Here is a 25,083-nt window from a genome sequence, read left to right on the forward strand (position 1 = left end):
TGGCTCCCTTGGCTCAGACGGGCTGGTATTGCTTGGCCATCTTCTGATGGAAATGCACGATGCCGTGCTCGCTGATGCCGCTGCGCTGCTGGTCGACCATGATGCGGCCCTGGCCGCGATAGCCGCGCGACTTCAGGCCGCGCTGCACGCTCTCCACCAGGCGCAGGTCTTCAGGTCGGAACACGTCCCGGTACCACTCGACGAGCTTCTGCTGCTCCTCGGTCAGTTCCTTGTTCAGGAAGTAGATCTCGTAGTGCTGCAGCGTGACTTCGGCGCTGGCCGGGAACTCGTAGATCACCGTCATGAAGTTGGCGCCGGGCGGCACGTTGAACATCGTGCAAGGCCAGGCCCAGAAGCCGGCGAAGCTCGGGTCCTTGACCGACTCGTCGAGCTTGAACGACTTCTCGGACGACTTGGCATGGCCGAACTGCAGCGACCAGTTCTCGTGCAGCGTGTGCCAGTACTTGTCCACTTGCACCGAGTCCGCGAAGCTGGGATGGGCCGGGCCGCAGTGGTAGCACTCCATGTAGTTGTCAACGATGCTCTTCCAGTTGGCCGGGGTCTCGGTCACGAAGCGCGCGCCCAGGTGCAGGTCGTCGATCACGGGGCAGGCTTCGCGCATGCGGGCCTGCAGGCCCGGCAACTGCGCTTCCACCGTGCCGGCGTCCGGGTTGAGGTTGATAAAGACGAAGCCGGCGTACTCCTCGACCCTGACCGGCACCAGGCTGGATTTGTCCTTGTCGAAGTGGGCGACGTTCTCGCAATTGCGCGCATGGGCCAGCTCGCCGTCGAGCTTGAAGGTCCAGGCGTGGTACGGGCAGGTGATCACGTTCCTGGCGCGGCCGCTGCCCGACAGCAGTTGGTGGCCGCGATGCGGGCACACGTTGTAGAACGCGCGCAGCACGTTGTCGCGGTCGCGCAGCACCACGATGTTCTCGCCGATCACCTCGCGCGTGATGTAGTCATTGGGCTGGGCCAGTTCGCTGCGATGGGCGATGCAGATCCAGCTGTTGGCGAAGACCTTTTCTTTCTCGAACTCGAAGATCGCTTCGTTGGTGTAGTACGACTTGGGCAGGGTCCAGGCGTTTTCGGGGTCGGCGCAAAAGTCTGGAGCGAGCGGAGCAATGTCTTTCATGATCGTTGTCTATGATGGTTAACTGTTAATCTATATTTAACAAATCGGACAAAAAGGAGACCCGTTGCCGGGCCGGCGTTTCAAAGCGTGGCGGCGGCGGACTGGTCGCGCGGGAGGGCTTCGGGTGGCTGGCCGGCGGGCGCAGGGGCGCCGGCGTTGCGCTCGGGCACGAAGCCAGCTTCGATGTCGTGCGCGGGCACCGTACCGAAATCCTGCAGCAGCCAGCGGAACAGGCCGAACAGCTTGATGGCCAGGATCACCAGGAACGGGATCGCGGTCAGCACCACGGCGGTCTTCATGGTGTCCAGCGATGCCTTGGTGAACAGCATGGCCAGGGGCACCAGCGTCAGCAGCACGCACCAGAACACGCGGCTGCCTRGCGCGGGGTCTTCGCCTTCGCGCATATTCCGTGTGGTGGTGGCGGCCACCGCATAGGCCACGGCATCCACGTGCGCCGCCAGGAAGATGATCATGATGAACAGGTAGGCCGCCAGGAACAGCTTGCCGGCAGGCAAGGCCAGCAACAGCATTTCCACCGCGGATTCGCCGCCATGCTCCTTCAGGATGCGCGGCACGTCGATGGCGCCGCTGATGTACTGGTGCATGCTGTAGCTTTCCAGCGCGCCGAAGAAGAACCAGCAACCGACGCTGCCGCCGAGCAACAGCGCGTAAATCACTTCCTTGATCTTGCGGCCCTTCGACACGCGGGCCACGAACATCGCCACGCCCGGCGAGTACGACACCCACCACAGCCAGTAGAACACCGTCCAGCCGCGGCTGAAGGTGCCGTCGCCGGTGGGATCGGTAAACAGGCTCATGTGGATGTAGTTCTGCAGCATCAGGCCCAGGCCGTTGACGACATTGTTCGCAGTGAACAGCGTCGGGCCCACCGCGAGCACCACGGCGGCCAGCAGCAGCGCGCCCCAGCACACCATATGGCTAAGGCGCTGCATGCCGCCGTCGATGCCGACATAGGCGCTGAGCGAGAAGATCACGGAGACGCCGACGATCACGATCAACTGCGTGACGAACGTATCGGGCACACCGCTCAGGCCCGACAGGCCGCGCGTGAAGGTGGAGGCTGTCAGGGCGATCGATACCGTCAGTGCGCCGAACATGGTCAGCAGGAAGATCAGGTCCACCGCCCGGCCCACGGGACCGCTGGCCTTGAAGCCGGTCACGGCCTGCACCATCGAGGCCAGGTTCAGGCCCTTGTTCTTGCGCACATGGAAGTGATACGCCATGGCGAGCGAGGGCAGGGCGTAGACCGCCCAGGCGCTCAGGCCCCAGTGGAAGAACGAATAGCTGATGCTGTACTCCAGCGCCTGGCGCGTACCGGTGGCGATGTTCAGGCCCGGCGACTGGTAGTAATAGACCCATTCCATCACGCCCCAGTACATGGTCGAYGACCCCATGCCGGCGCAGATGAACATGAAAACCCACGACAGCGTGGCGTATTCCGGCTTGCCTTCGCCCAGGCGCACATTGCCGTACTTGCTGAACGCCAGCGCCAGGCAGGCGATGACGCAGCCGAAAACGAACACCTGGACAAAGGATCCGAACGAGCGCGTGGCCCAGTTGAACAGTTGCGACGCGGTGGCGGCTGCCTGGCTGGGCCACATGGTCATGGCGACCACGGTGGCGGCGACCGCAGCCACGGTGCAGCCTGTCAGGAACAAGTCCCTGCTGCTTTTTGTAGTACTCAATTTAGTCTCCTCCTCCATGCGTCCGTGCGCACGGAATGGTTGGCAGTTGCGGGGCATGGGGCCTTCTCCGGGCTCCTTGATGATTTTTGGAAAGTTAACCAATAAGTTACGATAACCATTGGTTAACGAAGCGTAGTCTAAGGAAGAATTCCGGCTTGCACAAGCGGGATTTCGCTTTACCTGTGCGCGCTCCTGAAAAATGCCGGGGTGGGCGTGGAGAACGATGCACTTCGTGCCGTGCCGCGCGTTCGGGACGCGTTGCGGAAGGTGTTCGCGTGTCGGCGGTGTATCCTTTCGGACTCTTAGGATTCGTTACTGGCCTGACCTCGGGTGACCCAGGCTCATGCGGCCGCTACCATGACAGAAAACAGCTTTGCTTTCCGCCTGAAGGAATTGCTCGAGCACAAGAAGCTCACGCTCCAGGCCGTCGCCACCGCGCTGGGGCTGTCGCGCCCCGCCGTCCATAAATGGACGCGCGGCGGCGAGATCGACTATGACAACCTGCGCAAGCTGGCCGCGTTCCTCAACGTCAACTGGATCTGGCTGCGCTACGGCGAAGAGGCCCAGCGCGAGGCCGAGTCGTCCAGCGCCGTGCCGTTGCCGATGACGATGACGGATGTGCGGCGCAAGTACACCGCCGAGATCATGGATAGCGAAGCCCGGATGAAGCTGGCGCAGGAGGCCGCGCGCATCGTGACCTGGGAGTGGAACCTCATCACCGATGCCGTCACCTATTCGCCGAACGTGGAAAGCGTGTACGGCTGGCCGATCGCCAGCAATGCCGACTTCTGGAAGCGCGCGCACCCCGACGATATCCCGATGATGGAGCGGATCTACGAGGACTCGCTGCGCACCGGCGAGCCGCACGAGTTCGATTTCCGCATCCTGCCGCCGGATGGCGGCATCCGCTGGATTTCCTCGCGCGCGACGCCGATCCGCGATGTCGAAGGCCGCCTGGTCAAGATGGTCGGCATCAGCATGGACAACACTGCGCGCAAGAAGGTGGAGCAGTCGCTGCGCGATCAGCAGGCGCGCTTTCGCGCGGTCTTCGAGCTTGCCTCCGAAGGCATGGCGCTGATCGGGATCGGCTGGCAATGGGAGTCGGTCAACGCGGCGCTGACCGGCATGCTCGGCTATGCGGAGGCGGAGCTGGCGGATATCACCTTGCCAGATCTGCTGGCGGGCGATGGCGAAGCGCTGCAGGCCCTGCTGACGGGTAGCGAGGAGCGTTGCGCGTTCGAAGCCCGCCTTGTGCGCAAGGACGGGCGGCAGTTGCCGGTCAGCATCCGGGCCGCGCTATGCCGCGACGAAGAGTCCGGGCAGCCGACGCACGTGATCGTGGCCGTCCAGGCGACCGGCAAGGCGACGGGCAAGGCGACGGGCAAGGCGACCGGCAAGGTGAAATAGCGCCGCGCCCCGCGGCGCGAGGCACGGCCAGAGCGCTTCAGGCGGCGAGGGCTTGCGCATCGGCCTGGCGCACCAGCGCGGCGATCGCCTCGCCCACGTCCCCGGTATGCGCGTCGCCGCCCAGGTCAGGTGTGCGCGGGCCCCGCGCCAGCACGGTCTCGATGGCGCGCACGATGGCGTCGTGCGCCTCGCGGCAGCGCGCGCTGCCGGCTTCATCCATGCCTTCGGCGCCGCCGAGGAACTCCAGCATCAACGCACCGGACCAGATCATGGCGATCGGGTTGGCGATGGCCTTGCCGTAGATGTCGGGGGCGGAGCCATGCACCGGCTCGAACAGCGACGGGAACTTGCGGTCCGGGTTGAGGTTGGCGGAGGGCGCCAGACCAATGGTGCCGGCGCAGGCGGGGCCCAGGTCGGAAAGGATGTCGCCGAACAGGTTGGAGGCCACCACCACGTCGAAGCGGTTGGGCTGGAGCACAAAGCGTGCGGTGAGGATGTCGATGTGCTGGCGGTCCACCGTCACGTCGGGATAGTGCTGCGCCATCGCGTCGGTGCGCTCGTCCCAGTACGGCATACTGACCGCAATGCCGTTGGACTTGGTGGCCACGGTGAGGTGCCGGCGCGCGCGCGAGTTGGCCAGTTCGAAGGCATAGCGCAGCACGCGGTCGGTGCCGACTCGGCTGAATACGGATTCCTGCAGCACCACCTCGCGCTCGGTGCCCTCGAACATGCGGCCGCCCAGCGAGGTGTACTCGCCCTCGGTGTTCTCGCGCACCACGAAGAAGTCGATATCGCCCGGCTTGCGGTTTGCCAGCGGGCAGGGCACGCCCTCGAACAGCCGCACCGGGCGCAGGTTCACGTACTGGTCGAAGTCGCGGCGGAACTTCAGCAGCGAACCCCACAGCGAGACGTGGTCGGGCACCTTGGCGGGCCAGCCCACGGCGCCGAAATAGATCGCATCGAACCCTTCCAACTGCTCGCGCCAGTCGGCGGGCATCATGGCGCCGGTCCGCAGGTAGTAGTCGCAATGCGCCCAGTCGAAGCGCACGAATTCCAGGCCCAGCGAAAAGCGCTCGGCGGCGGCTTCGAGTACGCGCAGGCCCTCGGGCATGACTTCATTGCCGATGCCGTCGCCAGGGATGACGGCAATGCGGAAGGGTGCGGGGGAGGTGGTTGTCATGGCGGATGGTTCACAGTCTGGATTGGGATGGCCCATGGTAAGGAATTCCCGTCGGAATATAATCGGCCAATCCGTGAACCGATAAAACACACTTCGTGAAGAATGACCTGCTCAACGAGGACCTGCGCGTCTTCATCGAAGTCGCCCGCAAGTCGAGTTTCTCCGCCGCCGCGGAGGCGCTTGGCGTGTCGCCGGCCTATATCAGCAAGCGCATCCATATGCTGGAAGCTGCGCTTGCGGTCAAGCTGTTCCACCGCACCACCCGCCGCGTGGTGGTGAGCGAGGAGGGCGAGCGGGTCTACGCGCTGGCGCAGCGGATCCTGGACGATATCGATCATCTCTACGAGGAAGTCTCCAGCACGCGCCGCAACCCGCGCGGCCTGCTGCGGGTTTGCTCCAGCTTTGGCTTCGGGCGCCGGGTGGTGGCGCCGGCCATCTCGGAACTGTCCACCCTGTACCCCGCGCTCCAGGTGCGCTTCGAAGTGTTCGACCGGCTCGTTGACGTGGCGACCGAAGGCTTCGATCTCGACATCCGCGTGGGCGATGAGATCGCGCCGCACCATATCGCGCGCCGGCTGGGCGACAACCGCCGCGTGCTGTGCGCGTCGCCCGCCTACCTGGCACGCCGCGGCCGGCCGCGCACGCTGGCCGACCTGGCCAGCCACGACTGCCTGGTGATCAAGGAGCGCGACCATCCCTTTGGCGTGTGGAAGCTGCGTAACGGCAACGCGGAGCACACCGTCAAGGTCACCGGGCCGCTGTCCTCCAATAACGGCGAGGTCGTGGTGCGCTGGGCGATGGATGGACGCGGCATCGTGCTGCGTTCACTGTGGGATGTGGGCCCGATGCTGGCCAGCGGCGAACTGGAGCAGATCCTGCCGGAGTGCGGTCAGGACGCGAATATCTGGGCGGTGTACCCGTCGCGCCTGACCAGTTCGGCCAAGATTCGCGTTTGCGTGGAATTCTTCGAGACGTTCTTTCGCGAGCGGGCCGCCTCGCATGGAGCCATGCGAGGCTGATACCGGCTTAGTCCGCGTGAATATTCGCCGCCTGCGCGATCTTGCGCAGGCGCGCGATCTCGCTGGTGACGCGCGCGCGGTACTCGGCGGCGCTGCCGTACTCCGGCTCGAATCCGTTCGCGGTCATGCTTTGCTGCAGCGCCGGATCTTTCATCATGCTGGCGATGGCGGTCTCCAGCGTCTGGCGTACCGGGACGGGAATCCCCTTGGGCGCGACGATGGCGAACCAGGTGCTGAGCGACACGCCGGGAAAACCGCTTTCGATCGCGGTTGGCACCTGGGGCAGCAGCATCGAGCGCGTGGTGCTGGTGACGGCGATCGCCTTGACCTTGCCGCCCTTGATCTGCGGGGCCGCCGCCACCACGGTATCGACCGACAGCGGGATCTGGTTGCCGATCAGGTCGGCCATGGCCGGTGCGCTGCCCTTGTAAGGCACGTGCAGCAAGCCCATGCCGGTGGCCGCGTTGATCATCTCGCCGGCAAAGTGCGCGGTGGTGCCGGCACCATAGGAACCGTACGACATGCCGCCCGGCGTGGCCTTGGCCACGGTTACCAGTTGCTTGAGCGTATCCGCCTTGACCGCGGGGTTGGCCAGCAGCACCAGCGCGGTCGAGCCCACCATGCCAAGCGGYTCGAAACTCATTAGCGAATCGTAGGGCAGGCGCGAGTAGGTGACCGGGTTGACGGTGAACGTGGTGGCCGCGCTGAGCAGCAGGGTATAGCCATCCGGCGCGGATTTCGCCACGTAGTCCGCGCCGACGATGGTGCCGGCACCGGCCTTGTTCTCGACCACCACGGACTGCTGCAGGACTTCGCCGAGCTTGCGCGCCACCAGGCGGGCGAGCACGTCGGTGGAGCCACCGGGCGGGAACGGCACCACCAGCTTGACCGGTTTGTCCGGGTACGGCGCGGCCAGCGCCGGCCAGGCGGCAGCCAGGGCCGCGCAGGCCGCCACAACCAGCGCGAAGCCCCGGGCCACGCTGCCGGTGCCATTCAGGGTCCATCTCGTCATGCGCGTTGCAAACATCTGTGTTTCCCCTTGGTGTTGCGATCAATGTGGTCGATGGGATCGAATGGCCGCCGCCAGCCATGGCCCCTTACAAAGCCGGCCGGATGCGCCCGGCCGGATTGGCCTGCTCGAACAATTGCGCGAATGCCAGCAGCGCGCGTTCGCCGCGATACTTGCCGACGACCTGCAGGCCCACCGGCAAGCCGTCTTCCGTGAAGCCGCAAGGCACCGAGATGGCGGGATGCCCGGTGATGGTGATGCGGTAGCAGGAACGCATCCAGCCAATATAGCTCGGCATGGCCACGCCATCGATGCTTTGCGGGTATTCGGTTTCGACCGCGAACGGCAGGACCTGCGACACCGGCGCAATCAGGAAGTCGTAGCGTTCCAGCAGCGCCTGCATGCGCGCGAACATGCGGCTGTGCGCACGCTCGGCTTCGGCTATCGCAGCGCCGTCCTGGGTCAGTCCCAGGTCGATATTCCAGCGCACGGTGTCCTTCATCAGTTCGCCGTGCTCGGCCCGCGCGGGGCCGTAGTTGGTCGCGAACGCCAGCGCCCGCAGCACCTCGAAGGCATGGTCCGCGCCGCTGAAGTCCGGCTGGGCTTCATCCACCGTGCAGCCCAGCGCCTGGCAGTGACGAATGCCATCCTGCAGGATGCGGCTCACCGCCGGCTCGAACGGCAGCCCGCCCAGCGTCGGGCTGACGGCGATGCGCAGGCCCTTGCCATCGAGGCGGGGCGGCGCGGCGAATTCCGCCGCGCCGTTGGCCATGGCCAGCGGGTCGGCGGAATGGTCGCCTGCCAGCACGCTGAACATCAGCGCCACGTCGGCCACTGAGCGGCCCATCGGTCCACCCACCGTGAGCGTGTTGAACGCATGGCTGGCCGGCGTCATCGGCACCCTGCCGATCGAAGGCCGCAAGCCCACCACATTGCAAAAGCTGGCCGGGTTGCGCAGCGAGCCGCCCATGTCGGAGCCATCGGCCAGCACGACCATGCCCGCGGCCAGCGCGGCGGCGCTGCCGCCACTGCTGCCGCCGGCGGAGACGTCGTGCCGGTAAGGGTTGCGGGTGGCGCCGAATACAGCGTTGAAGGTGTGCGAGCCGGCGCCGAACTCCGGCAGGTTGGTCTTGCCCAGCATGATGGCGCCCGCTGCGCGTTGGCGAGCCACCACGGCGCTGTCCTGGACCGGCACGAAGTCCCGGTACACGGCGGACCCGAAGGTAGTGCGCACCCCGGCGCTGAGGAACGAATCCTTGTGCGCCACCGGCAGGCCGAACAGCGGGCCGGGCGCGGCGCCGCGCGCCAGCGCCGTGTCGGCCGCATCGGCGGCGGCCAGCGCCTGCTCGAAGGTGGTGGTGACGATGGCGTTGATGGCGGGGTTGACGCGTTCGGTGCGCGCAATGTGCGCGCTGACGGCTTCGCGCACGCCCAGTTCGCGGCTGCGGATGGCGGCGGCCATCTCCACGGCGCCGAGGTAGCAGATGTCTTCCATGAGGTCCTGGTCTCCTTCGTTGGCTTGTGGTGCTCTCTCTCGACCCGCCGCGACGCATCAAGCTGTGGTCCGGAAGGCAGAGCGAGGCAGGGGCATGGCATAACGATAATGGCAGCCGTCCCTGCGTTGGCGTGGGCCGTGTCGCAATGCCAACAGCGTTCCCGGCGCTCGCGGGCGGCTTCGCGCACACCTATGGCGTGGCGCGGCGCATTATCCGCACCGCCGAGGTGCCGTTTGCGCGAGAAGGTGCCGCAGCGGCGGCAATGGGCGGCATTTCGGCACCATCGGCGCCCGGGGCGGACAGAAAGCTGCTTTCTAAAATCGGCAAGGCAAATACCGCGCGGGCTTATCATTGCGCAAAGGCCGACGCACCCGCTGGCGGTGGCAGCGGCCTGTCTTCCCCACCAGCGAAACAGCAACCATGAAGCTCACGTCGATCCACGCCGTTCCTCTCGCCTATTTCCTGGAAGTAGCGGAGCGCGGCTCGCTCAGCGCGGCGTCGGCCTCGCTGCATGTGGCGGTATCGGCGATCAGCAGGCAGGTGGCGCGGCTCGAGGCCGAACTGGGCGCGCCGCTGTTCGAGCGCGAGCCGCGCGGCATGCGGCTGACCGAGGCCGGCCTCGTGGTGCAGCAATACGGGCGCCGCGCCTTCCTGGATGCGCAGACCTTGCAGGCTGACCTGCAGGGTCTGCTCAGCGTGGCGCACAGCACGGTCAGGCTGGCCTGCACCGACGGCTTTGCGCGCGACTACATGCCGTACGCAATGGCCTTGTTCCAGCGCCGCTATCCCGGTGTGAGCTTCTCTCTGGAAGTGTGCGCCCCTGCCGCCGCCACGCGCATGGTGCGCGAAGGCCTGGCCGATCTGGCCCTGACGTTTGCCATCGCGGCGCAGGAGGGCATCGAGGTAGTGTATTCGGAGGCTGCGCCGGTCTATGCCTATGTGGCGCGCAAGCATCCGCTCGCGGCGCTCAAGCGCGCCAGCCTGAAGGAGGTGGTGGCATACCCGCTGGCGCTGCCCAGCGAGACCAATACCATCCGCCAGCTATTCGACCTGGCCTGCGGGCTGGAAGGCCTGCGCCCGCGCATATTGCTCAGCAGCAATTCGCTGAGCGCGCTGGTGGGTTATCAGGCGTACGCGGATGCGGTGTACCTGACCGGGTCCCTGGCGGTGCGCAACAACCTGCGCGCGGAGCGCCGCGTACTGGTGCCGATCGCCAGCCGGGCCATGCAGCAGCGCGCCCTGCAGATCCAGACCATGGCGGGGCGCCACTTGCCGCCGGCGGTGCGCGCCTTTGCCGAATGGCTGGAGGAGGACATCGCCGGGCGGCGCCGTGCCGTGCCGGGCCTTCCCGCGCGCCGGCGTGCCGGCGTATCGGGGGCCGCTTCGGCATGATCCGGCACTGGCCCGGTGAGCGCTGCAACAATCCCTTGTCAGCGCGTAACCGCGCTTGGGCTTTGCGTTGCCCGCTGCCTATGATGGAGGGGTGTATCGCGCGCACCGGACTGGCCGGCGTGCACGATCGTCTGCGGCCATCGGGCCAAGGAGAGCGGACATGTCAAACCACACCTACAAGCTGGTCGAGATCGTTGGCTCATCGCCGGACGGTTGCGATGCGGCGATCCGTAGTGCCATCGACAAGGCGAGCGAAACCATCAAGAACATCGACTGGTTCGAAGTGGTAGAGACGCGCGGCCACATTGCCGATGGCAAGGTCGCGCACTTCCAGGTCACGCTGAAGATCGGCTTTCGCGTGAGCTGAGCCGCGCGGCGGCGTCCGCGTGGCTGAACAGCCGGTTAAGCACCGCGTCGGGCGCGTCACGCAGGAAGTCGAGCATCTTTTCGACAAAGGGCGCAGTGGCGGTGCGCGGCACCTCTCGCACCCAGCGGATGGCCTCGTGCTCCTGGCCGCACAGCGCCAGCGCGCGCGCATAGTTGAACTGGCCACRGAAGTCGCCGCCCTCGGCCRCGCGGCGATAGTAGTCCATCGCCATGGCCGCGTCGCGTTCGACTTCCCAGCCGTCTTCGTAGAAGCCGCCCACGATGTTGAGCGACTTCGCATGTCCCATGCCGGCGGCCCGCCGGTACCAGTCCAGCGCTTCGGTCCGGCTGGCGGCTATGCCGCGGCCGAGCACCAGCGCGGTGGCCAGGTTGTACATGCCCCAGTCGGAGCCGCGTTGCGCGGCCAGTGTGTACCACTGCGCCGCTGCGTTGTCGTCTTGCGTGGTGCCCCAGCCGTTTTCATAGCAACGGCCAGCCATGTTCGCGGCGCCGGCATGGCCCGCGTGCGCGGCGTGCTTGAACCAGGCGAAGGCGCGCGCATCGTCGCGGTCAAGCCCGTGGCCGGCGAGGAACCACTGGCCCAGGATCATCTGCGCATCGAGGTTGCCCTGCACGGCCGCACCGCCCAGCCAGGGCAGCGCGAGGCGCGGGGGCTCGCGCAGCTTGTCCGCCAGCCCGGCGGCGCCGAGCTGGTCGAGTTCGCCTGGGGAGGCGATGCGGAAGGGGAGTGTGTGCAGTGTGTCCATGCGGGGCGGATAAAGTAAAAACGGCACACCGCGCCGCGAGGGTGGTGTGCCGTGTGCCGGCGCCGCGGTGTTTGCCGGGCGCTTGCGGCCGCTTAATAGCGCACGTTCAGGCTCAGGATGCCCTGGCGTCCGGGAGCGATCGACGCATAGTGGCTGGCGTAAGCCTGGTTGTAATAGACCTTSTCGGCCAGGTTCATCACATTGAGTTGCAGCGCCACGTTCTTGTTGATGCGATACGAAGCCATCGCATCGAAGCGCCAGTAGGAGGGCACCCACTTGTTGCTGGCTTCGCTGCCCCACACCTTGGACACATAGTAGGCACCGCCGCCCACCGTGAAGTTGGGGAACAGTTGATAGGTGCTCCACAGGCTGAAGCTGTCCGCAGGCGTATTGGGGAAGGACTGGCCGTTGGTGGCGCCAAAGGCCGAACCGGCCCCGCCGTTGTTGCGCAGTTCGCTCTTCAGGTGGGTATAGCCGCCGAACACAGCCCATTTGTCGGTGACGTTGCCGGAAAAGCCCAGTTCCACGCCATCAACGCGCTTGTCGCCGGCCATGGCAGCAGTGCCATCCTGCATCGTGATGCGGGCGTTGGTGGTTTCCACCCGGAAGATCGCCGCGGTCAGCGCCAGGCGCTTGCGCAGCACGTCCCACTTGGTGCCGATTTCGAAGGCGCGGTTCTTTTCGGGGGCAAGGTTGGAACCGGGATTGCGGCCATTGCGATCCGGTGCCAGCGCGTTGCCGTCGCTGCCCTGGGCCAGGAAGGAGCCGGCCGGCGTCGACGAGGTGCCGTAGGAGATATAGAAGCTGGCGTTCTCCACCGGCTTGTAGACCACGCCCAACTGGTAGTTGAAGAGGTTGTCGTCGCGTGCATACTCGGCGCGGGTGCCGTTGGCGGCGCGAGCTGCCTGGAACTCGGTGCTGTAGTGGTCGAAGCGCACGCCGGCATTGACCAGCCACTGCTTGTTCAGCTCGATCGAGTCGAAGGCGTAGACCGAGCTGGTGTTGGTCTTCGAGTTGGTCGGGTTGTTCACGCGGCTGATCGCGCCGGCCCAGGGATCGCTCGGGTTCGGGCTATACAGCGTGGTGCAGTTGTAGCCGCCGGCCGCGCCCGGGCCCTTCGGGCAGCGGTTGTTGCCCGTGTCCACGTTGTAAGTGTCGTTCTGGCTTTTTTCCTGCGCGAACTCCACGCCGAAGGCGTACTTGTGCTTGATCGAACCGGTGGCGAACTCGCCGGACAGGTCCGTCTGGTTGGCGATGGTATTGGCGGTGGAGATGCGCGTATTGGCGCGGCGCCAGATCATGTCGTAGTACAGGTTGCCCTGGCTGTCGTCAGGCTGGGTCCAGATGTAGTCCTGCGTCGTGCGTGCGATACGGGTCTGGTTGCGGAATTTGAGCGCCGGGCTGAAATCGTGCTCGAAGCGGATCGTGCCCATATCCGCGTTGTCCTTGCGGAAATCGCGGTCCGCCAGGCCGTAGTAGGTGTTGCGCGGCACGTTTACCGGCGAGCCGTCGCCGGCCACGCGCGTGCGCGGGCGGCCGTCGGTGCGGGCGTTGAAGGTGGGGTTGTTATAGGGGATGCCGGTGTCTGGCGTGTCATCAGACTGCATGTGGTAGTAGGACAGCGTCAGGCGCGTGTCGGTACCCAGGCCAAACGCCACGGACGGTGCAATGCCCAAGCGATTCTGGTGGGTGGTATCGCGCCCGGCGACACCGGCATCGTAAGCCATGGCATTCAAACGGAAGGCCGCATGTTCGGCGAACTTCCAGTTGCCGTCGACGGTGGCGCGCTTGTACTCCGCATTGCCGACGCCGATGTTGCCTTCGGCGAAGCTGGTCAGCTTGGGCGCCTTGCTGACGATATTGATGCTGCCGCCGGCCGAGCCGCGGCCGTCATAGGCGCCAGCCGGGCCCTTGGTGACCTCGACAGACTCGACATTGAACAATTCACGGCTCTGCGAACCGATGTCGCGGAAGCCATCGAGGAAGGTGCTGGCCTGCGCGTCATAGCCACGGATAAAAGGCCGGTCGCCAACCGGGTTGCCGCCTTCGCCGGCGCCAAAGGAAATGCCGGGTACCGTGCGCAGCACGTCGCTCAGGCTGGTCGAAGCGGTGCTCTGGATCACTTCCTGCGGAATGACCGTGATCGACTTGGGCGTGTCGAGCAGGGCGCCGGGCGTCTTGATTGACGAAGCGGTATCCGCCTTGAAGCCGCTTTCCGATGCGCCGTTGACGGTTACCGCCGGCAATTCGACCGCTGCCAGTTTGGTATCAGCGGATTGGGCAGCCACCGGAGCGGCTGCCACGGCCATGCCTACCGCACCGGAGAGGCGCGGGATGACGTTGTGTTTTTTGTTCTTCCTGATAACGACAGCGGTTTGCACAAAAATCCCCGATTGCTTGAATAATGTTGCGAATGAGATGGATTATCATTTGTGTTTATATGTCAGTCAAGACATACATATGAAGCGTCTGTAGCGAAAACGTTACATTTTGGCTTGGCGACACGGTGCTGCCTGCCATGGCCTACCCGCGCGGGTGGCCATGGCTCTTCGTGTTAACCGGCGTTCAATAGCGCAGGTTCACGTTGAGAATCGCAGTGCGCCCGGGGGCAATCGAGGCGTAGTGCGCCGGATAGGCCTGGTTGTAGTACACCTTGTCGGCCAGGTTCATCACGTTGAGCTGCATCGACACGTTCTTGTTCAACTGGTAGGCGGCCATGGCGTCGAAGCGCCAGTAGGCCGGCACCCAATTGTTGCGGGCCTGGCTGCCCCACACCTTGGATACGTAGTAAGCGCCGCCGCCCAGGGTGAGGTTGGGGAATAGCTGGTAGGTACTCCACAGGCTGAAGCTGTCCGATGGCGTGTTGGGGAAGGCGTGGCCATCGCTCGCGCCGAAGTCGGCGCCGGATCCGCCGTTGTTGCGCAGTTCGCTCTTCAGGTGGGTGTAGCCGCCGAAGACCGCCCACTGGTCGGTGACGTTGCCGGAAAAGCCAAGTTCGACGCCGTCCACACGCTTGTTACCGGCCATGGCCGCGAGGCCGTCTTCCAGGGTGATGCGCGCGTTGGTGGTTTCCACCCGGAAGATGGCGGCGGTTAGTGCCAGGCGCTTGTGCAGTACATCCCACTTGGTGCCGAGTTCAAAACTGCGATTTTTCTCGGGTGACAGCGCGCTGCCTGCCTTGGTCGGCGCCAGCCCGCTCGGCTCGCTGCCTTGCCCGACCACGGCACCTGCGGGGGTGGACGAGGTACCGTAGGACGCGTAGATGCTGGCGTTTTCCACCGGTTTATAGACCACGCCGAACTGGTAGTTGAAGAGATTGTCGTCTCGCGCATACGTACTGCGCTGGCCGGCGCCGCTGCTGGCTCGGGAGGTCTGAACCTCGCCGCGGTAGCGGTCCAGGCGTAGTCCGGCATTCACCAGCCATTGCTTGTTGAGCTCGATCGAGTCGAAGGCGTAGACCGATGCGGTGGTGGCCTTGTGGTTGGTCGGGTTGTAGGTGCGGGTGATCCGGCCGTTCCACGGGTCGTTCGGGTTCGGGCTGTACAAGGTGGTGCAGTTGTAGCCACTGGCCGCGCCCGGACCACTTGGGCATCGTTTGTTGCCTGTGGCTACGTCGTAGCTATCGTTTTCGCTTTTGTCCTGGGAGAACTCCACGCCGAAGGCGTACTTGTGCTTGAGGGTGCCAGTGAGGATCTCGCCAGACAGGTCGGTCTGGTTGGCCAGCGTATTGGATATGCCGTGGCGCTGGTTGGTCCGGCGCCAGACCATGTCGTAATAGATATTGCCATCGAAGCTGYCGTCGGGCCGCGTCCAGAGATAGTCCTGCATGGTGCGGGCGATGCGCGTCTGGTTGCGGAACTTGAGCGCGGGGCTGAAATCGTGTTCGAAGCGGATCGTGCCGACGTCCGCACTGTCCTTGCGGAAGTCGCGGTCGACCAGGCCGTAGTAAGTGTTGCGCGGCACCTTGAGCGGCGAACCGTCGCCGGCCAGCCGCGTGCGCGGGCGGCCATCGGTGCGCGGGACAAAGTTCGGATTGTTGTAGGGCATGCCGGTGTCGGGCAGCCCGTCCGATTCCATGTGGTAGTAGGACAGCGTCAGCCGCGTATCGGTGCCAAGGCCGAAAGCCACCGAAGGGGCAAAGCCCCAGCGCTCCTGGTGCGTGGCGTCGCGGCCGGGCACGCCGGCATCGTGATACATGGCGTTCATGCGCACGGCCGTGCGTTCGCCGAACTGCCAGTTGGCGTCGGCGGTGGCGCGCTTGTAACTGGCGTTGCCAACGCCGAAGTTGCCTTCGGCGAAGTTGCCGAGCCTGGGCGCCTTGCTGACGATGTTGATGCTGCCGCCGGCCGAGCCGCGTCCGTCGTAAGCACCGGCGGGGCCCTTGGTGACTTCCACCGATTCGATATTGAACATTTCGCGCGACTGCGCACCGATGTCGCGGAAGCCATCCAGGAAGGTGCTGGCCTGCGCATCGTAGCCGCGGATGAACGGCCGGTCGCCGACCGGGTTGCCGCCCTCGCCGGCGCCGAAGGCGATACCGGGAACGGAGCGCAATACCTCGCTGAGGCTGGTCGACGCCGTACTCTGGATCAGTTCGTGCGGGATGACGGTGATGGACTTGGGGATGTCGAGCAGAGGTCCGGGCGTCTTGATCGACGAGGTGCCGTCAGCCTTGAACTCGCTGTGCTGCGAGCCGCTGACGGTGACAGGCGGCAACTCCACCGCTGCCACTTTCAGGTCCCCGCCTGCCTGGGCGGCCACCGGCGCGGCCGCGATGGCGGCGCCAACCGCGCCCGTGAGGCGCGGGATCGCGTGCTTCTTTCTTCTGGTCCTGATAACTAGGGCGCTTTGCATGATTCTCCGTCGGCTGCGGTGGATTGAATAAGAATAAGTGTCATTCGTATTCAATCCGAGAAGCGTCGGAAAAATCTGCAATGCGTTGGGAAATTTCCCAAATGCGTGTTCTGATCGAACCGGCAGCGGCAGGCCGCGCTCAAACGCGGTCCGCCGCCAGGGTACCGTCCGCTGGCGCCTCAGAAGGTCCTCTTGCCGCCCTGGTAAGCGCTCACGATGCGGTTCATTTCCGCCACCAGCGCGGCGGGCTCACCGTGCAGGGTGCGCGCGATGCCTTGCATATAGCCGAGCAGTTCCTGCCTGGCGGCTTCGGCGAAGTCCATGGTCACCGCCTGGTCCTCGTACAGCAGCACGTAGGAGCGGGCGAAGCCGTAGAGCAGGAAGTAGGCAGCAGCGTGCGCCGGATCCGTGTCGATCAGTTCGCGCGTGGCGTTCTTCACCGTCACGAAGGCGTCGGTGCCAGGGAGCGAGTCCTGGAATTGCTGGAGGGTGGTTTCAAGCGTCATGGCGCAATGTGGGCTAGTGAAAACTGGGTCGGATACAAGGTGAGGGGACGCGCCGGCGATGGATCCGCGTGTCCGCTCATACGCTGTTCAGCATGCGCCGCAGCAGCGCGGCACCATCGCGTCCCTTATAGGCGCGCTGCCACAGGTCATTGACCATGGCGGTGTAGAGCCGTACCGCCTCGGGCGCGGCCGTCACCGTGGCGATGCCGGTGGAGACATTGGGAAACTCTCCGAAACGGAACGGGCTGGTTGCCACGTAGGCCTTGCCCGGCCGCTCGAAGACCTGGAAGGTGACATTGGGCATGCTGCCGTCGACAATGCCGATCTGCAGGCCGATCGGCTGCGCGTCGAGCAGCTCGATCACGCGTTCGATCTCGCGCCGGGCAGCCAGCGAGCGTTCCATGCGCACCGCCGGCGGCAGGTCCAGGCGCCCCACCAGCCCGAAATGCACGAAGCGCTCGAGCGAGCGCAGGTCGATCAGGCTGGTAATGGGCGGCACGCTGCGCGCGAACGATTGCTTGCGTTCCTCCAGCAGGGCCAGCAAGGCATCGATGGTCGCCGCCGGCGCCGGCTGCGGGCTCTCGGCCAGCATCTGCCGCAGATGGCCGGCGTAGTGGGGCGATGTCAGCAGGTAGGAAACCGGTTCGAAATGGGCAAGGATGCGGGTCGCGCCATGTTCGAGCTGGCGCATGCGCTCGATATAGGCCACCGCCGAGTGGTAGTACTCGGACTCGACCCCAAGCATCGACGCCAGCGAAGTGCCAAGCAGCTGCGCCAGCCGGCCGAGCGTCTCGATCTTGACAATGTCGCCCTTTTCCATGCGGTAGATCGCTGCGCGCGACACGCCGAGCTGCTCCGCAATGGCCTCCGCCCGCATCTCCGCCCCCAGCCGATAGGCGCGCAGCCGATTGCCGATCTCGACGAAATCAACGGGTGGGCCTGCGGCAAGGAGAGCGTCCATCTTGTGAGAATCTCAAAAATAAGACAGGGCCTATCCTAGCACGGCCCGCCGTCGCATGGGGAGAGATGTATCGAGCCAGGAAGCAACGCTGTCAGGCTTTCCCTTGCTGCAGGCCTGGCTGGTCAGGGCAACGCGGCGACGACGCCGATGCGCCCGCGAGTGCTCGGGCGTTGTGAATCAATGTGCATTTCTGGTGGGTAAGAGGGGACAATCTCCATTCGTCTGTCTCGTAAATGAGACTTGGCTAGATTTTTGGATGGCATGTATATTGCGGACCGCACGCCGGGATGGTAATCCGCCGATCCTTCGCATCACGCAAGACACACAAACTACACAAGACACAGAGATAGGAGCGCCCCTGGCGCAGAAAAGGAATCCGATGAAGAAGGCCCTTGCCACGGCGCTGTGCGCCGCCGTTACGCTCACTCTTGCCGTTGCCGCCGCGCCCGCCGGTGCCGCTGGCTATCCGGAACGCCCGGTCACCATCGTCGTGCCCTACGCCGCCGGCGGCAGCAACGACATGGTGGCGCGCGTGCTGAGCCAGCGTCTTGGCCAGGATCTCGGGGTTTCGGTGGTCGTGGACAACGCGCCGGGCGCCAGTGGCACCATCGGTGCCATCAAGACCATCAACGCCCCGGCCGACGGCTATACCTTGCTGCTGGGCTCCAACAGTGAAATCTCGATCGCCAGGCTGACCAACCCGAAGATCAAGTACGACGGCCAGCGCGATCTGGTGCCGCTGCGCATGGTCGGCTCGCAGCCCATGGTGCTGGTGTCCGGCGCGCAATCGGGCATTCGTGGCGTGGATGGCTTCCTGGCGCTGGCCAAGAGCAGGAAGGCGGTGAACTATGGCACCTCGGGCATCGGCACGCCGCTGCATCTGTCGGGCGAACTGATCCGCGGCGCCAGCAAGGTGGATATGACCCACGTCCCCTACAAAGGTGGCGCGCCGGCGATCGCCGACCTGATGGCCAACCAGATCGAGTTGGGCGTGCTGGTGCTGTCGACGGCGCTGCCGCAGATCAAGTCAGGCAAGCTGCAGGCGATCGGCGTGACTTCGGCCACGCGTTCGCATGCCGCACCCAATATCCCCGCGCTGGCGGAGAACAAAGCGCTGGCTGGTGTCGATATGCGTTTGTGGTTCGGGTTGTTCGCGCCGGCCAATACGCCCAAGGCGGTGACCGACAAGCTGGCCGACGCGCTCGCCCGCGCGATCAATGCGCCGGAGGTCAGGAACAATCTGTCCGAGGCTGGCGTGGACGTCGATGCAAAGGACGCGGTCGCCTTCCGTGGGTTTATCGCCAAGGAAACCGAGGCTTACCGCAAGATCGTCAGCGAAGCGAATATCCAGGAGTAAGCATGCCGATGCCCGGGCTCTCCGGGCATTGTGCCTGCATCCTTACAGGATGCGGATCTGCTTGACCTTGAACTTAGAGTCGCCGAAGAGTTCCTTGTCGTATTCGCCCAGCAGTTCCACCTGGGTGGACGCATCCACCGGCTGGCCGGCCGGCCACAGCTTCTTGTCGATCTTGATCCGGATCTGCCCGGTGCCGTCGTCGAACTGGTAGAGCTCGTGGCCGACGTTGTTGACGATTTTCCCGCGCAGCACGGCGTGCTGGTCGTCCTTGCCTTGCTCCGCCAGGGCCTTGACGGTAGTCGCCGGTACCGTGGAAGGGCCTACGTACTGTGCCTGTGCCATGACGGCCGTAGCCGTCAGAACTGCCGCGATCAGGATGCGTTTCATGGTTTCTCTCTCAAGAATGATTGGAACGTACCGGCTGGGGGGCGGCCACCTGGCCGGGCCATTGTGCCGGAGCCGGTGCTTTTGCACCAGCACGCAGGCGATTGTGGGTGGCAGGGGCTGAACCGAAGCTGAACGGCGAACGGGCAACGTTATGATGGCGCCTGTCGCGCGGTCCGCTCCGGACCATGCCCGGCTCACTCGCGCTCACTGCGGCCATCCACCAAAGGGATTCACATTGCGTTTTCTTCACACTGCCGACTGGCACCTCGGGCGCGTGTTTCACGCGCGCAGCCTGCTCGAAGACCAGGCCTGGGTGCTCGATCAATTTGTCGCGCTGGTGCGCGACGCGCGGCCCGATGCGGTGCTGATCGCCGGCGACGTTTATGACCGCGCGGTGCCGCCTCCCGAAGCGGTCGCATTGCTCGACGACGTGCTGGCGCGCATTGTGGTGGACGCGGGTGTGCCGGTGGTGATGATCTCGGGCAACCACGACAGCGCGCAGCGGCTCGGTTTCGGCGCGCGCCTGCTGACGGCGCAGGGTTTGCATGTGGCTGGCCGCACCGAGCGCGAGGCGACCTGCGTGACCTTGTCCGACCCGGACGGCGAAGTGAAGATCTATGCCTTGCCTTATGCCGAGCCCGCTGCGGTGCGCGATGCCTTCGGCGTGGACCTGCCCGGCCACGAGGCGGCGCTCGCGGCGCGCCTGGAAGCGATCCGCGCGAGCCATCCGGCGCACGCGCGTTCGGTGGTGGTGGGGCATGCCTTCGTGATCGGCGGCGAGGCCAGCGAATCGGAGCGGCCGCTTTCGGTGGGCGGCAGCGGCGCCGTTGCCGCTGGTGTGTTCGACGGCTTCGACCTGGTCGCGCTCGGCCATCTGCACCGGCCGCAGACCTTTGGCCAGCGCATTCACTACGCCGGCTCGCTGCTGAAATACTCGCTGTCCGAAGTTACGCACGCCAAGTCCGTCTCGCTGATCGAGCTGGCGGGCGATGGCACGGTGACGATCGAACCGATTGCGCTCTCGCCCCGGCGCGACTTGCGCATCATCGAAGGGCAACTGGCCGACCTGCTGGCGCATGGCGCGGAGGACCCGCACCGCGACGACTATATCCACGCGGTGCTGACCGATACCGGCGCGTTGCTCGATCCGATGGCCCGCCTGCGCCAGGCCTATCCCAATGCCCTGGCCATCGAGCGCGCCGTGCTGGCGCGATCCGGCGAAGCCAGCGCCCCGGGCCAGCGCCTGCGCCAGCTCGATACCGCCGAGCTGTTCGCCAACTTCTTCAAGGAGGTCGCGGACGAAGAACTGGACGACGACAAACGCCGCGTGCTGGCCCAGTTGCTGGAAGGCATGGCCGCCGCCGAGAGGGAGTCCGCATGAGACCGCTACGCCTGAAGCTGCAGGCCTTCGGCCCGTTTGCCGCCAGCGAGGAGATCGATTTCAGCCAGCTTGGGGAGCGTGCCTTCTTCCTGATCCACGGCCCCACCGGCGCCGGCAAGACCACGMTGCTCGACGCCATCTGCTTCGCGCTCTACGGCGATACGTCCGGTGGCGAGCGCAGCGCGCAGGACATGCGCAGCGCCAACGCCGATCCGGGTTTGCGCACGGAAGTGACGTTCGAATTCAGCCTGGCAGGCCAGCGCTACCTGGCTACGCGTTCGCCCGCGCAGGAGCGGCCGAAGCTGCGCGGAGAGGGCACTGTCAAGGAAACGCCCAAGGCCCAGCTCGACACCATGGGCGAGGGTGGCTGGACCAGCATGGCCAGCCAGCCCAACAAGGTCGATGACCATGTGCGCAACCTGCTGGGTTTCGACAGCAGCCAGTTCCGCCAGGTGATCGTGCTGCCGCAGGGACGTTTTCGCGAACTGCTGACTGCCGATTCCAAGAGCCGTCAGGCGATCCTGGAGCGCTTGTTCCGCACCGAGTTGTACCGGCGCGTGGAAGAACTGCTCAAGGGCCAGGCCGCCGGCATCCGCCAGCAGGCCGAGCGGMTGCGGATCGAACAAACGGCCTTGCTGCAGCAGTATCAGCTGGAATCCGTGGACGCCTTGCGCGAGCAGGCAGCGGCGTTGCAAGTCCGGCTGGATGAACTCAGGCAGCGCGACGGCGCGGCGCGCACCGTGCTTGAACTTGCCACGCTGGCGAGCAAGCAAGGCGAGCAGACAGAAGCCCGCCTGCGCGAACAGCGCGAGACCGAGGCTGCCCATGCCGCGCTGATGGCGCAGCGGCCCGAGSTGGAAGCCGAGCGCCAGCGGTTGCTGGCCGCGCGCCGGGCCGCGCAGGTCCAGCCTTTCGAGCAGCATCTCGGACAGGCTGCGCAGGAACACCTGCAGGCGCAGCAAGCGCTTGCCGCGGCGAATGCGCGCGCCAGCGAAAGCGCCGTGGCGTCGGCGGCGGCAGCGGCGGCGCTCGAAGCCGAAATGGCGCGCGCCAGCGATCGGCAGGCGGCGCAAAAGCGTGTGACGGAACTGGAGGCCATGCTGCCGCAGGCGCAACGGCTTGGCGTGCTGCGGCAGGACTTGCAAAGCGCCGCCCGTGGGCAGACACAATCGGCGGCGGCCCATGCTGGTGCCGTGCAGGCGCAGCAGCAAGCGGCTGCCGCGCTGAAACAGGCGGAGGCTGAACTGGCCCAGGCCCAGGAGGGCGCTCGCGGACTAGAGACGATCCAGCTGCGGCTGGCGGGCCTGGCGCAGCAGGCGGCCACGCTGGACAAATACGCGGCCACGCTGGCGCACTGGGAACAGGCGCGCCGCCAGGCCGAAGCCGGCCGGCTTGCTGCCGGGCAAGCCGCCACACTTCAGGCGGCAAGCGCGCTCCGCTTGCGCGAGACGGAGCAGGCCTGGCGGGCAGGACAAGCCGCGCGGCTGGCTGCGGGCCTGCACGACGGCGAGTCGTGCCCGGTATGCGGCAGCGCCGAACATCCTCAGATGGCCCGGCCTATCGAGGCCCCGGTCTCCGACGAAGTGCTCGATCACGCCCGCGAGGCCGCGCGGCTTGCCGACCAGGCCGCGCACAGCGCGGCCAGCCAGGCGCAAACCGCGCAGCAAGCGCTGACGCACCGTCAGGAGCAACTGGACGAACTGCGCGAAGCCGTGACCGCCGCGGACATGCCGGCAGGCGCGGCGCAGGATCCGGCCGCTGCCAAGGCGCAACTGGCCGAGGCTATCCAGGCGTTACGCGCGCAGCAGCTGGCCGCCGGGGCGGCGGCTGGACGGTGCGCGCCGCTGGCAGCGGAACTGGAGCGGCTGCGCGGCGCGTTTGCCGCCGCCGATGCGTCCATTCGCGTAGCCGACGCGGCTGCGCAGGACGCCGGCCAGCGTCACGCCAAGCTGCAGGGCGAGTGGCAGGCGGCCAGCGCCCAGGTGCCGTCCGAATGGCGTGAGCCAGAGCGGCTCACCCTCGCGCTGGGGCAGGCACGGCAGGATCTGGCCGCGCGTGAAGCCGCGCTGGCCGCCGCGCAGTTGGCGGACAAGCAGGCCGGCGCCGGCCTGGCCGCGGCCCAGGCCGCGCAAGCCGGCGCGCAAGCCACCCTGGCCAGCCATGCGCTGCGCGAGCAGCAGGCTGGCGCAGCGTTCGCAGACGCGCTTGAGCAGGCGGGCTTTGTCACGCGCGAGGCCTATGCCGAGGCGCGGATGCCTGCCGCGCAGGTGGCGCAACTCGACGCCCGCGTCCATCGCTTCGACCTCGACCTGGCTGCCGCCGCGGACCGGCGCGAGCGCGCCGCGGTCGCCGCGCGCGACCTGGCCGCGCCCGACCTGCCGGCACTCAGGCAGGCCCAGGCGGATGCCACCAGCGCGCTCGAAGCGCTGGTCCGGGAGCAGGCCGACCTCAACCGCAGCCGCGAAAACCTGCTGCAATGCCAGCAGCGCCTGGACGCGCTGGCTGCCGCGGGCGCGGACATCGAACGCAGCTACGCGGTGCTCGGGCGGCTGGCCGAAGTGGCCAACGGCAACAATCCGCGCCGCATCACCTTCCAGCGTTTCGTGCTGGCGACCTTGCTCGACGAGGTGCTGGAAGCCGCCTCGCTGCGCCTGATGCGCATGAGCCGCAACCGTTACGAACTGCAGCGCGTGCGCGAACTGGGCGACAAGCGCGCCGCCGGCGGGCTCGATCTGGAGGTGTTCGACCATGACACCGGCATGACGCGCCCGGCGAATACCTTGTCCGGCGGCGAGGGTTTCCTGGCATCGCTCTCGCTGGCGCTGGGACTGGCCGATGTGGTGCAGTCGCGCGCGGGCGGGATCCAGCTCGATACGCTGTTTGTCGACGAGGGCTTCGGCACGCTCGATCCCGAGAGCCTGGATTTCGCCATCCGCACGCTGATCGACCTGCAGCAGGCGGGGCGGCTGGTGGGCATCATTTCCCACGTGGCCGAGCTGCGCGAGCGTATCGACGTGCGCCTGGAAATCCGTCCCGGGGCGGGCGGCAGCCGGGCCGAGCTGCAATTGCCATGAGGGGCGGGAGGTGACTGCCTCGCGGCAGCCCGAAGCGCGTAAGCTATGGTTTGCTCAGGCATACGCGGGCAGGTGCGCAAGGTAGCTTTCAACTGGCCTACGATCGTGTCCGACAAACGCACAAGCGATTTGCCGCCRCCTTGACCACCGTCGGATAGGGAGTGTAACCTGTTCATTCTGCGAATTGAAGTTCGCAGTTAGAACAAACCAGAATAATAAGAAAAACCAAAGTCTGTTGGATTCGTGTCCGGYGGTGCACTTTTGCAAGGAATTGCAAGGCGCGCAAGCCGGATGGCTCTTCCGGCAGGACTGTCCGGAGACAGCGTTTGCGTGCCGCCTGATTTCCCTCCTTGGCGGCCGGTTCCGGATAGTTCGTCCGGACTCTCGGAACTGGAACGCAAGTGATCAACAAGCTATTCGACTCCGTGGAATCGGCCATGGCCGACATCCACGACGGCGCCACTATCCTGATTGGCGGTTTTGGCATGGCAGGCATGCCGGCGGAGCTCATCGACGCGCTCATCGCCCAGGGCGCGCGTGACCTGACCATCGTCAATAACAACGCCGGCAATGGCGACACTGGCCTGGCGGCGCTGCTGAAGACCAAGCGCGTTCGCAAGATCATCTGCTCCTTCCCGCGCCAGTCCGATTCCTACGTCTTCGATGCCCTGTACCACGCCGGCGAGATCGAGCTGGAACTGGTGCCCCAGGGCAACCTGGCCGAGCGCATCCGCGCCGCTGGCGCCGGCATCGGCGGCTTCTTCACCCGCACCGCGTACGGCACGCCGCTGGCCGAAGGCAAGGAAACCCGCATCATCGATGGTCAGGGCTATGTCTACGAGACACCGATCCACGCCGACTTCGCGCTGATCAAGGCGCTGCGCGCCGACCGCTGGGGCAACCTGACCTACCGCAAGACCGCGCGCAACTTCGGCCCCATCATGGCGATGGCCGCCAAATGCCCCATCGTGCAGGTCAGCGAGATCGTCGAACTCGGCGAGCTGGACCCGGAACACATCGTGACGCCGGGGTTGTTCGTCAAGCGCGTCGTCAAGATCGACGGCGCCAGCCAGGCTGCCGCCTGAG

19 protein-coding genes are annotated in these 25,083 nt (G+C 65.9%); 8 read left to right on the top strand and 11 right to left on the bottom strand.

Going from position 1 to position 25,083, the window contains the following annotated elements; all coding sequences use genetic code 11:
* Positions 1-13: 13 nt before the first annotated feature.
* Entirely contained in the window at positions 14-1,135 is a 1,122-nt protein-coding gene (locus tag AC1DKD_RS07150; RefSeq protein ID WP_441631895.1) for an aromatic ring-hydroxylating oxygenase subunit alpha, read from the bottom strand.
* An 80-nt stretch (positions 1,136-1,215) separates the two neighbouring features.
* On the bottom strand, positions 1,216-2,841 hold the full coding sequence (locus AC1DKD_RS07155; RefSeq protein WP_477143130.1) for a BCCT family transporter: 1,626 nt from the start codon (positions 2,839-2,841) through the stop codon (positions 1,216-1,218).
* Between the two features lie 357 nt (positions 2,842-3,198).
* On the opposite strand from AC1DKD_RS07155, the gene AC1DKD_RS07160 reads away from it, so the two are divergent.
* A complete protein-coding gene (locus AC1DKD_RS07160; protein WP_441631899.1) occupies positions 3,199-4,248 on the top strand; it encodes a PAS domain-containing protein in 1,050 nt (349 codons plus the stop codon).
* A gap of 37 nt (positions 4,249-4,285) precedes the next feature.
* Here AC1DKD_RS07160 and AC1DKD_RS07165 read toward each other — a convergent pair whose 3' ends face one another.
* Positions 4,286-5,428, bottom strand: a complete 1,143-nt coding sequence (locus tag AC1DKD_RS07165) for a tartrate dehydrogenase (protein ID WP_441631901.1) — start codon at positions 5,426-5,428, stop codon at positions 4,286-4,288.
* A gap of 95 nt (positions 5,429-5,523) precedes the next feature.
* Here AC1DKD_RS07165 and AC1DKD_RS07170 point away from each other — a divergent pair, with 95 nt between their 5' ends.
* Positions 5,524-6,447 (top strand): LysR substrate-binding domain-containing protein, encoded by a 924-nt coding sequence (locus AC1DKD_RS07170; protein WP_441631903.1) that lies wholly within the window; start codon positions 5,524-5,526, stop codon positions 6,445-6,447.
* 7 nt (positions 6,448-6,454) lie between these two features.
* Here the strand turns inward: AC1DKD_RS07170 and AC1DKD_RS07175 are convergent, their stop codons facing one another.
* Positions 6,455-7,459 carry a Bug family tripartite tricarboxylate transporter substrate binding protein gene (locus AC1DKD_RS07175; RefSeq protein ID WP_441631905.1) on the bottom strand — a complete coding sequence of 335 codons (1,005 nt, stop codon included), beginning with the start codon at positions 7,457-7,459 and terminating at the stop codon, positions 6,455-6,457.
* Between the two features lie 85 nt (positions 7,460-7,544).
* Positions 7,545-8,951 (bottom strand): amidase, encoded by a 1,407-nt coding sequence (locus AC1DKD_RS07180; RefSeq protein WP_441631907.1) that lies wholly within the window; start codon positions 8,949-8,951, stop codon positions 7,545-7,547.
* A 421-nt stretch (positions 8,952-9,372) separates the two neighbouring features.
* On the opposite strand from AC1DKD_RS07180, the gene AC1DKD_RS07185 reads away from it, so the two are divergent.
* Together AC1DKD_RS07185 and AC1DKD_RS07190 are read left to right on the top strand one after the other, a co-directional pair.
* The gene (locus AC1DKD_RS07185) at positions 9,373-10,344 is read left to right on the top strand and encodes a LysR family transcriptional regulator (protein WP_441631909.1); all 972 of its coding nucleotides are present in this window, start codon (positions 9,373-9,375) and stop codon (positions 10,342-10,344) included.
* Positions 10,345-10,504: 160 nt separating this feature from the next.
* Positions 10,505-10,711, top strand: coding sequence for a dodecin (locus tag AC1DKD_RS07190; protein ID WP_045235494.1), 207 nt, complete (start codon positions 10,505-10,507; stop codon positions 10,709-10,711).
* Here AC1DKD_RS07190 and AC1DKD_RS07195 read toward each other — a convergent pair.
* The 5 genes from AC1DKD_RS07195 to AC1DKD_RS07215 form a co-directional block, all read right to left on the bottom strand.
* Positions 10,680-11,477 (bottom strand): tetratricopeptide repeat protein, encoded by a 798-nt coding sequence (locus AC1DKD_RS07195; protein WP_477143131.1) that lies wholly within the window; start codon positions 11,475-11,477, stop codon positions 10,680-10,682. The two genes, AC1DKD_RS07190 and AC1DKD_RS07195, sit on opposite strands and share 32 nt — an antisense overlap.
* Before the next feature lie 92 nt (positions 11,478-11,569).
* Positions 11,570-13,786 carry a TonB-dependent receptor gene (locus AC1DKD_RS07200; protein WP_477143139.1) on the bottom strand — a complete coding sequence of 739 codons (2,217 nt, stop codon included), beginning with the start codon at positions 13,784-13,786 and terminating at the stop codon, positions 11,570-11,572.
* A gap of 256 nt (positions 13,787-14,042) precedes the next feature.
* Entirely contained in the window at positions 14,043-16,331 is a 2,289-nt protein-coding gene (locus AC1DKD_RS07205; RefSeq protein ID WP_477143132.1) for a TonB-dependent receptor, read from the bottom strand.
* A gap of 179 nt (positions 16,332-16,510) precedes the next feature.
* Entirely contained in the window at positions 16,511-16,837 is a 327-nt protein-coding gene (locus AC1DKD_RS07210; RefSeq protein ID WP_045235492.1) for a hypothetical protein, read from the bottom strand.
* A 76-nt stretch (positions 16,838-16,913) separates the two neighbouring features.
* Positions 16,914-17,798, bottom strand: a complete 885-nt coding sequence (locus AC1DKD_RS07215) for a helix-turn-helix domain-containing protein (RefSeq protein WP_276289405.1) — start codon at positions 17,796-17,798, stop codon at positions 16,914-16,916.
* A gap of 379 nt (positions 17,799-18,177) precedes the next feature.
* Here AC1DKD_RS07215 and AC1DKD_RS07220 point away from each other — a divergent pair, with 379 nt between their 5' ends.
* Positions 18,178-19,155, top strand: a complete 978-nt coding sequence (locus AC1DKD_RS07220; protein ID WP_441631917.1) for a Bug family tripartite tricarboxylate transporter substrate binding protein — start codon at positions 18,178-18,180, stop codon at positions 19,153-19,155.
* A gap of 42 nt (positions 19,156-19,197) precedes the next feature.
* Here AC1DKD_RS07220 and AC1DKD_RS07225 read toward each other — a convergent pair whose 3' ends face one another.
* Positions 19,198-19,542, bottom strand: coding sequence for a YgiW/YdeI family stress tolerance OB fold protein (locus AC1DKD_RS07225; RefSeq protein ID WP_441631919.1), 345 nt, complete (start codon positions 19,540-19,542; stop codon positions 19,198-19,200).
* A gap of 235 nt (positions 19,543-19,777) precedes the next feature.
* On the opposite strand from AC1DKD_RS07225, the gene AC1DKD_RS07230 reads away from it, so the two are divergent.
* The 3 genes from AC1DKD_RS07230 (at position 19,778) to AC1DKD_RS07240 (ending at position 25,082) form a co-directional block, all read left to right on the top strand.
* Positions 19,778-20,923, top strand: a complete 1,146-nt coding sequence (locus AC1DKD_RS07230; RefSeq protein ID WP_441631921.1) for an exonuclease SbcCD subunit D — start codon at positions 19,778-19,780, stop codon at positions 20,921-20,923.
* On the top strand, positions 20,920-23,997 hold the full coding sequence (locus AC1DKD_RS07235) for an AAA family ATPase (protein ID WP_477143133.1): 3,078 nt from the start codon (positions 20,920-20,922) through the stop codon (positions 23,995-23,997). Before AC1DKD_RS07230 ends, AC1DKD_RS07235 begins: the two co-directional genes overlap by 4 nt.
* A gap of 401 nt (positions 23,998-24,398) precedes the next feature.
* Entirely contained in the window at positions 24,399-25,082 is a 684-nt protein-coding gene (locus AC1DKD_RS07240) for a 3-oxoacid CoA-transferase subunit A (RefSeq protein ID WP_441635438.1), read from the top strand.
* Position 25,083: the final 1 nt, after the last annotated feature.

The organism is Cupriavidus sp. 05T313 (assembly GCF_056396665.1).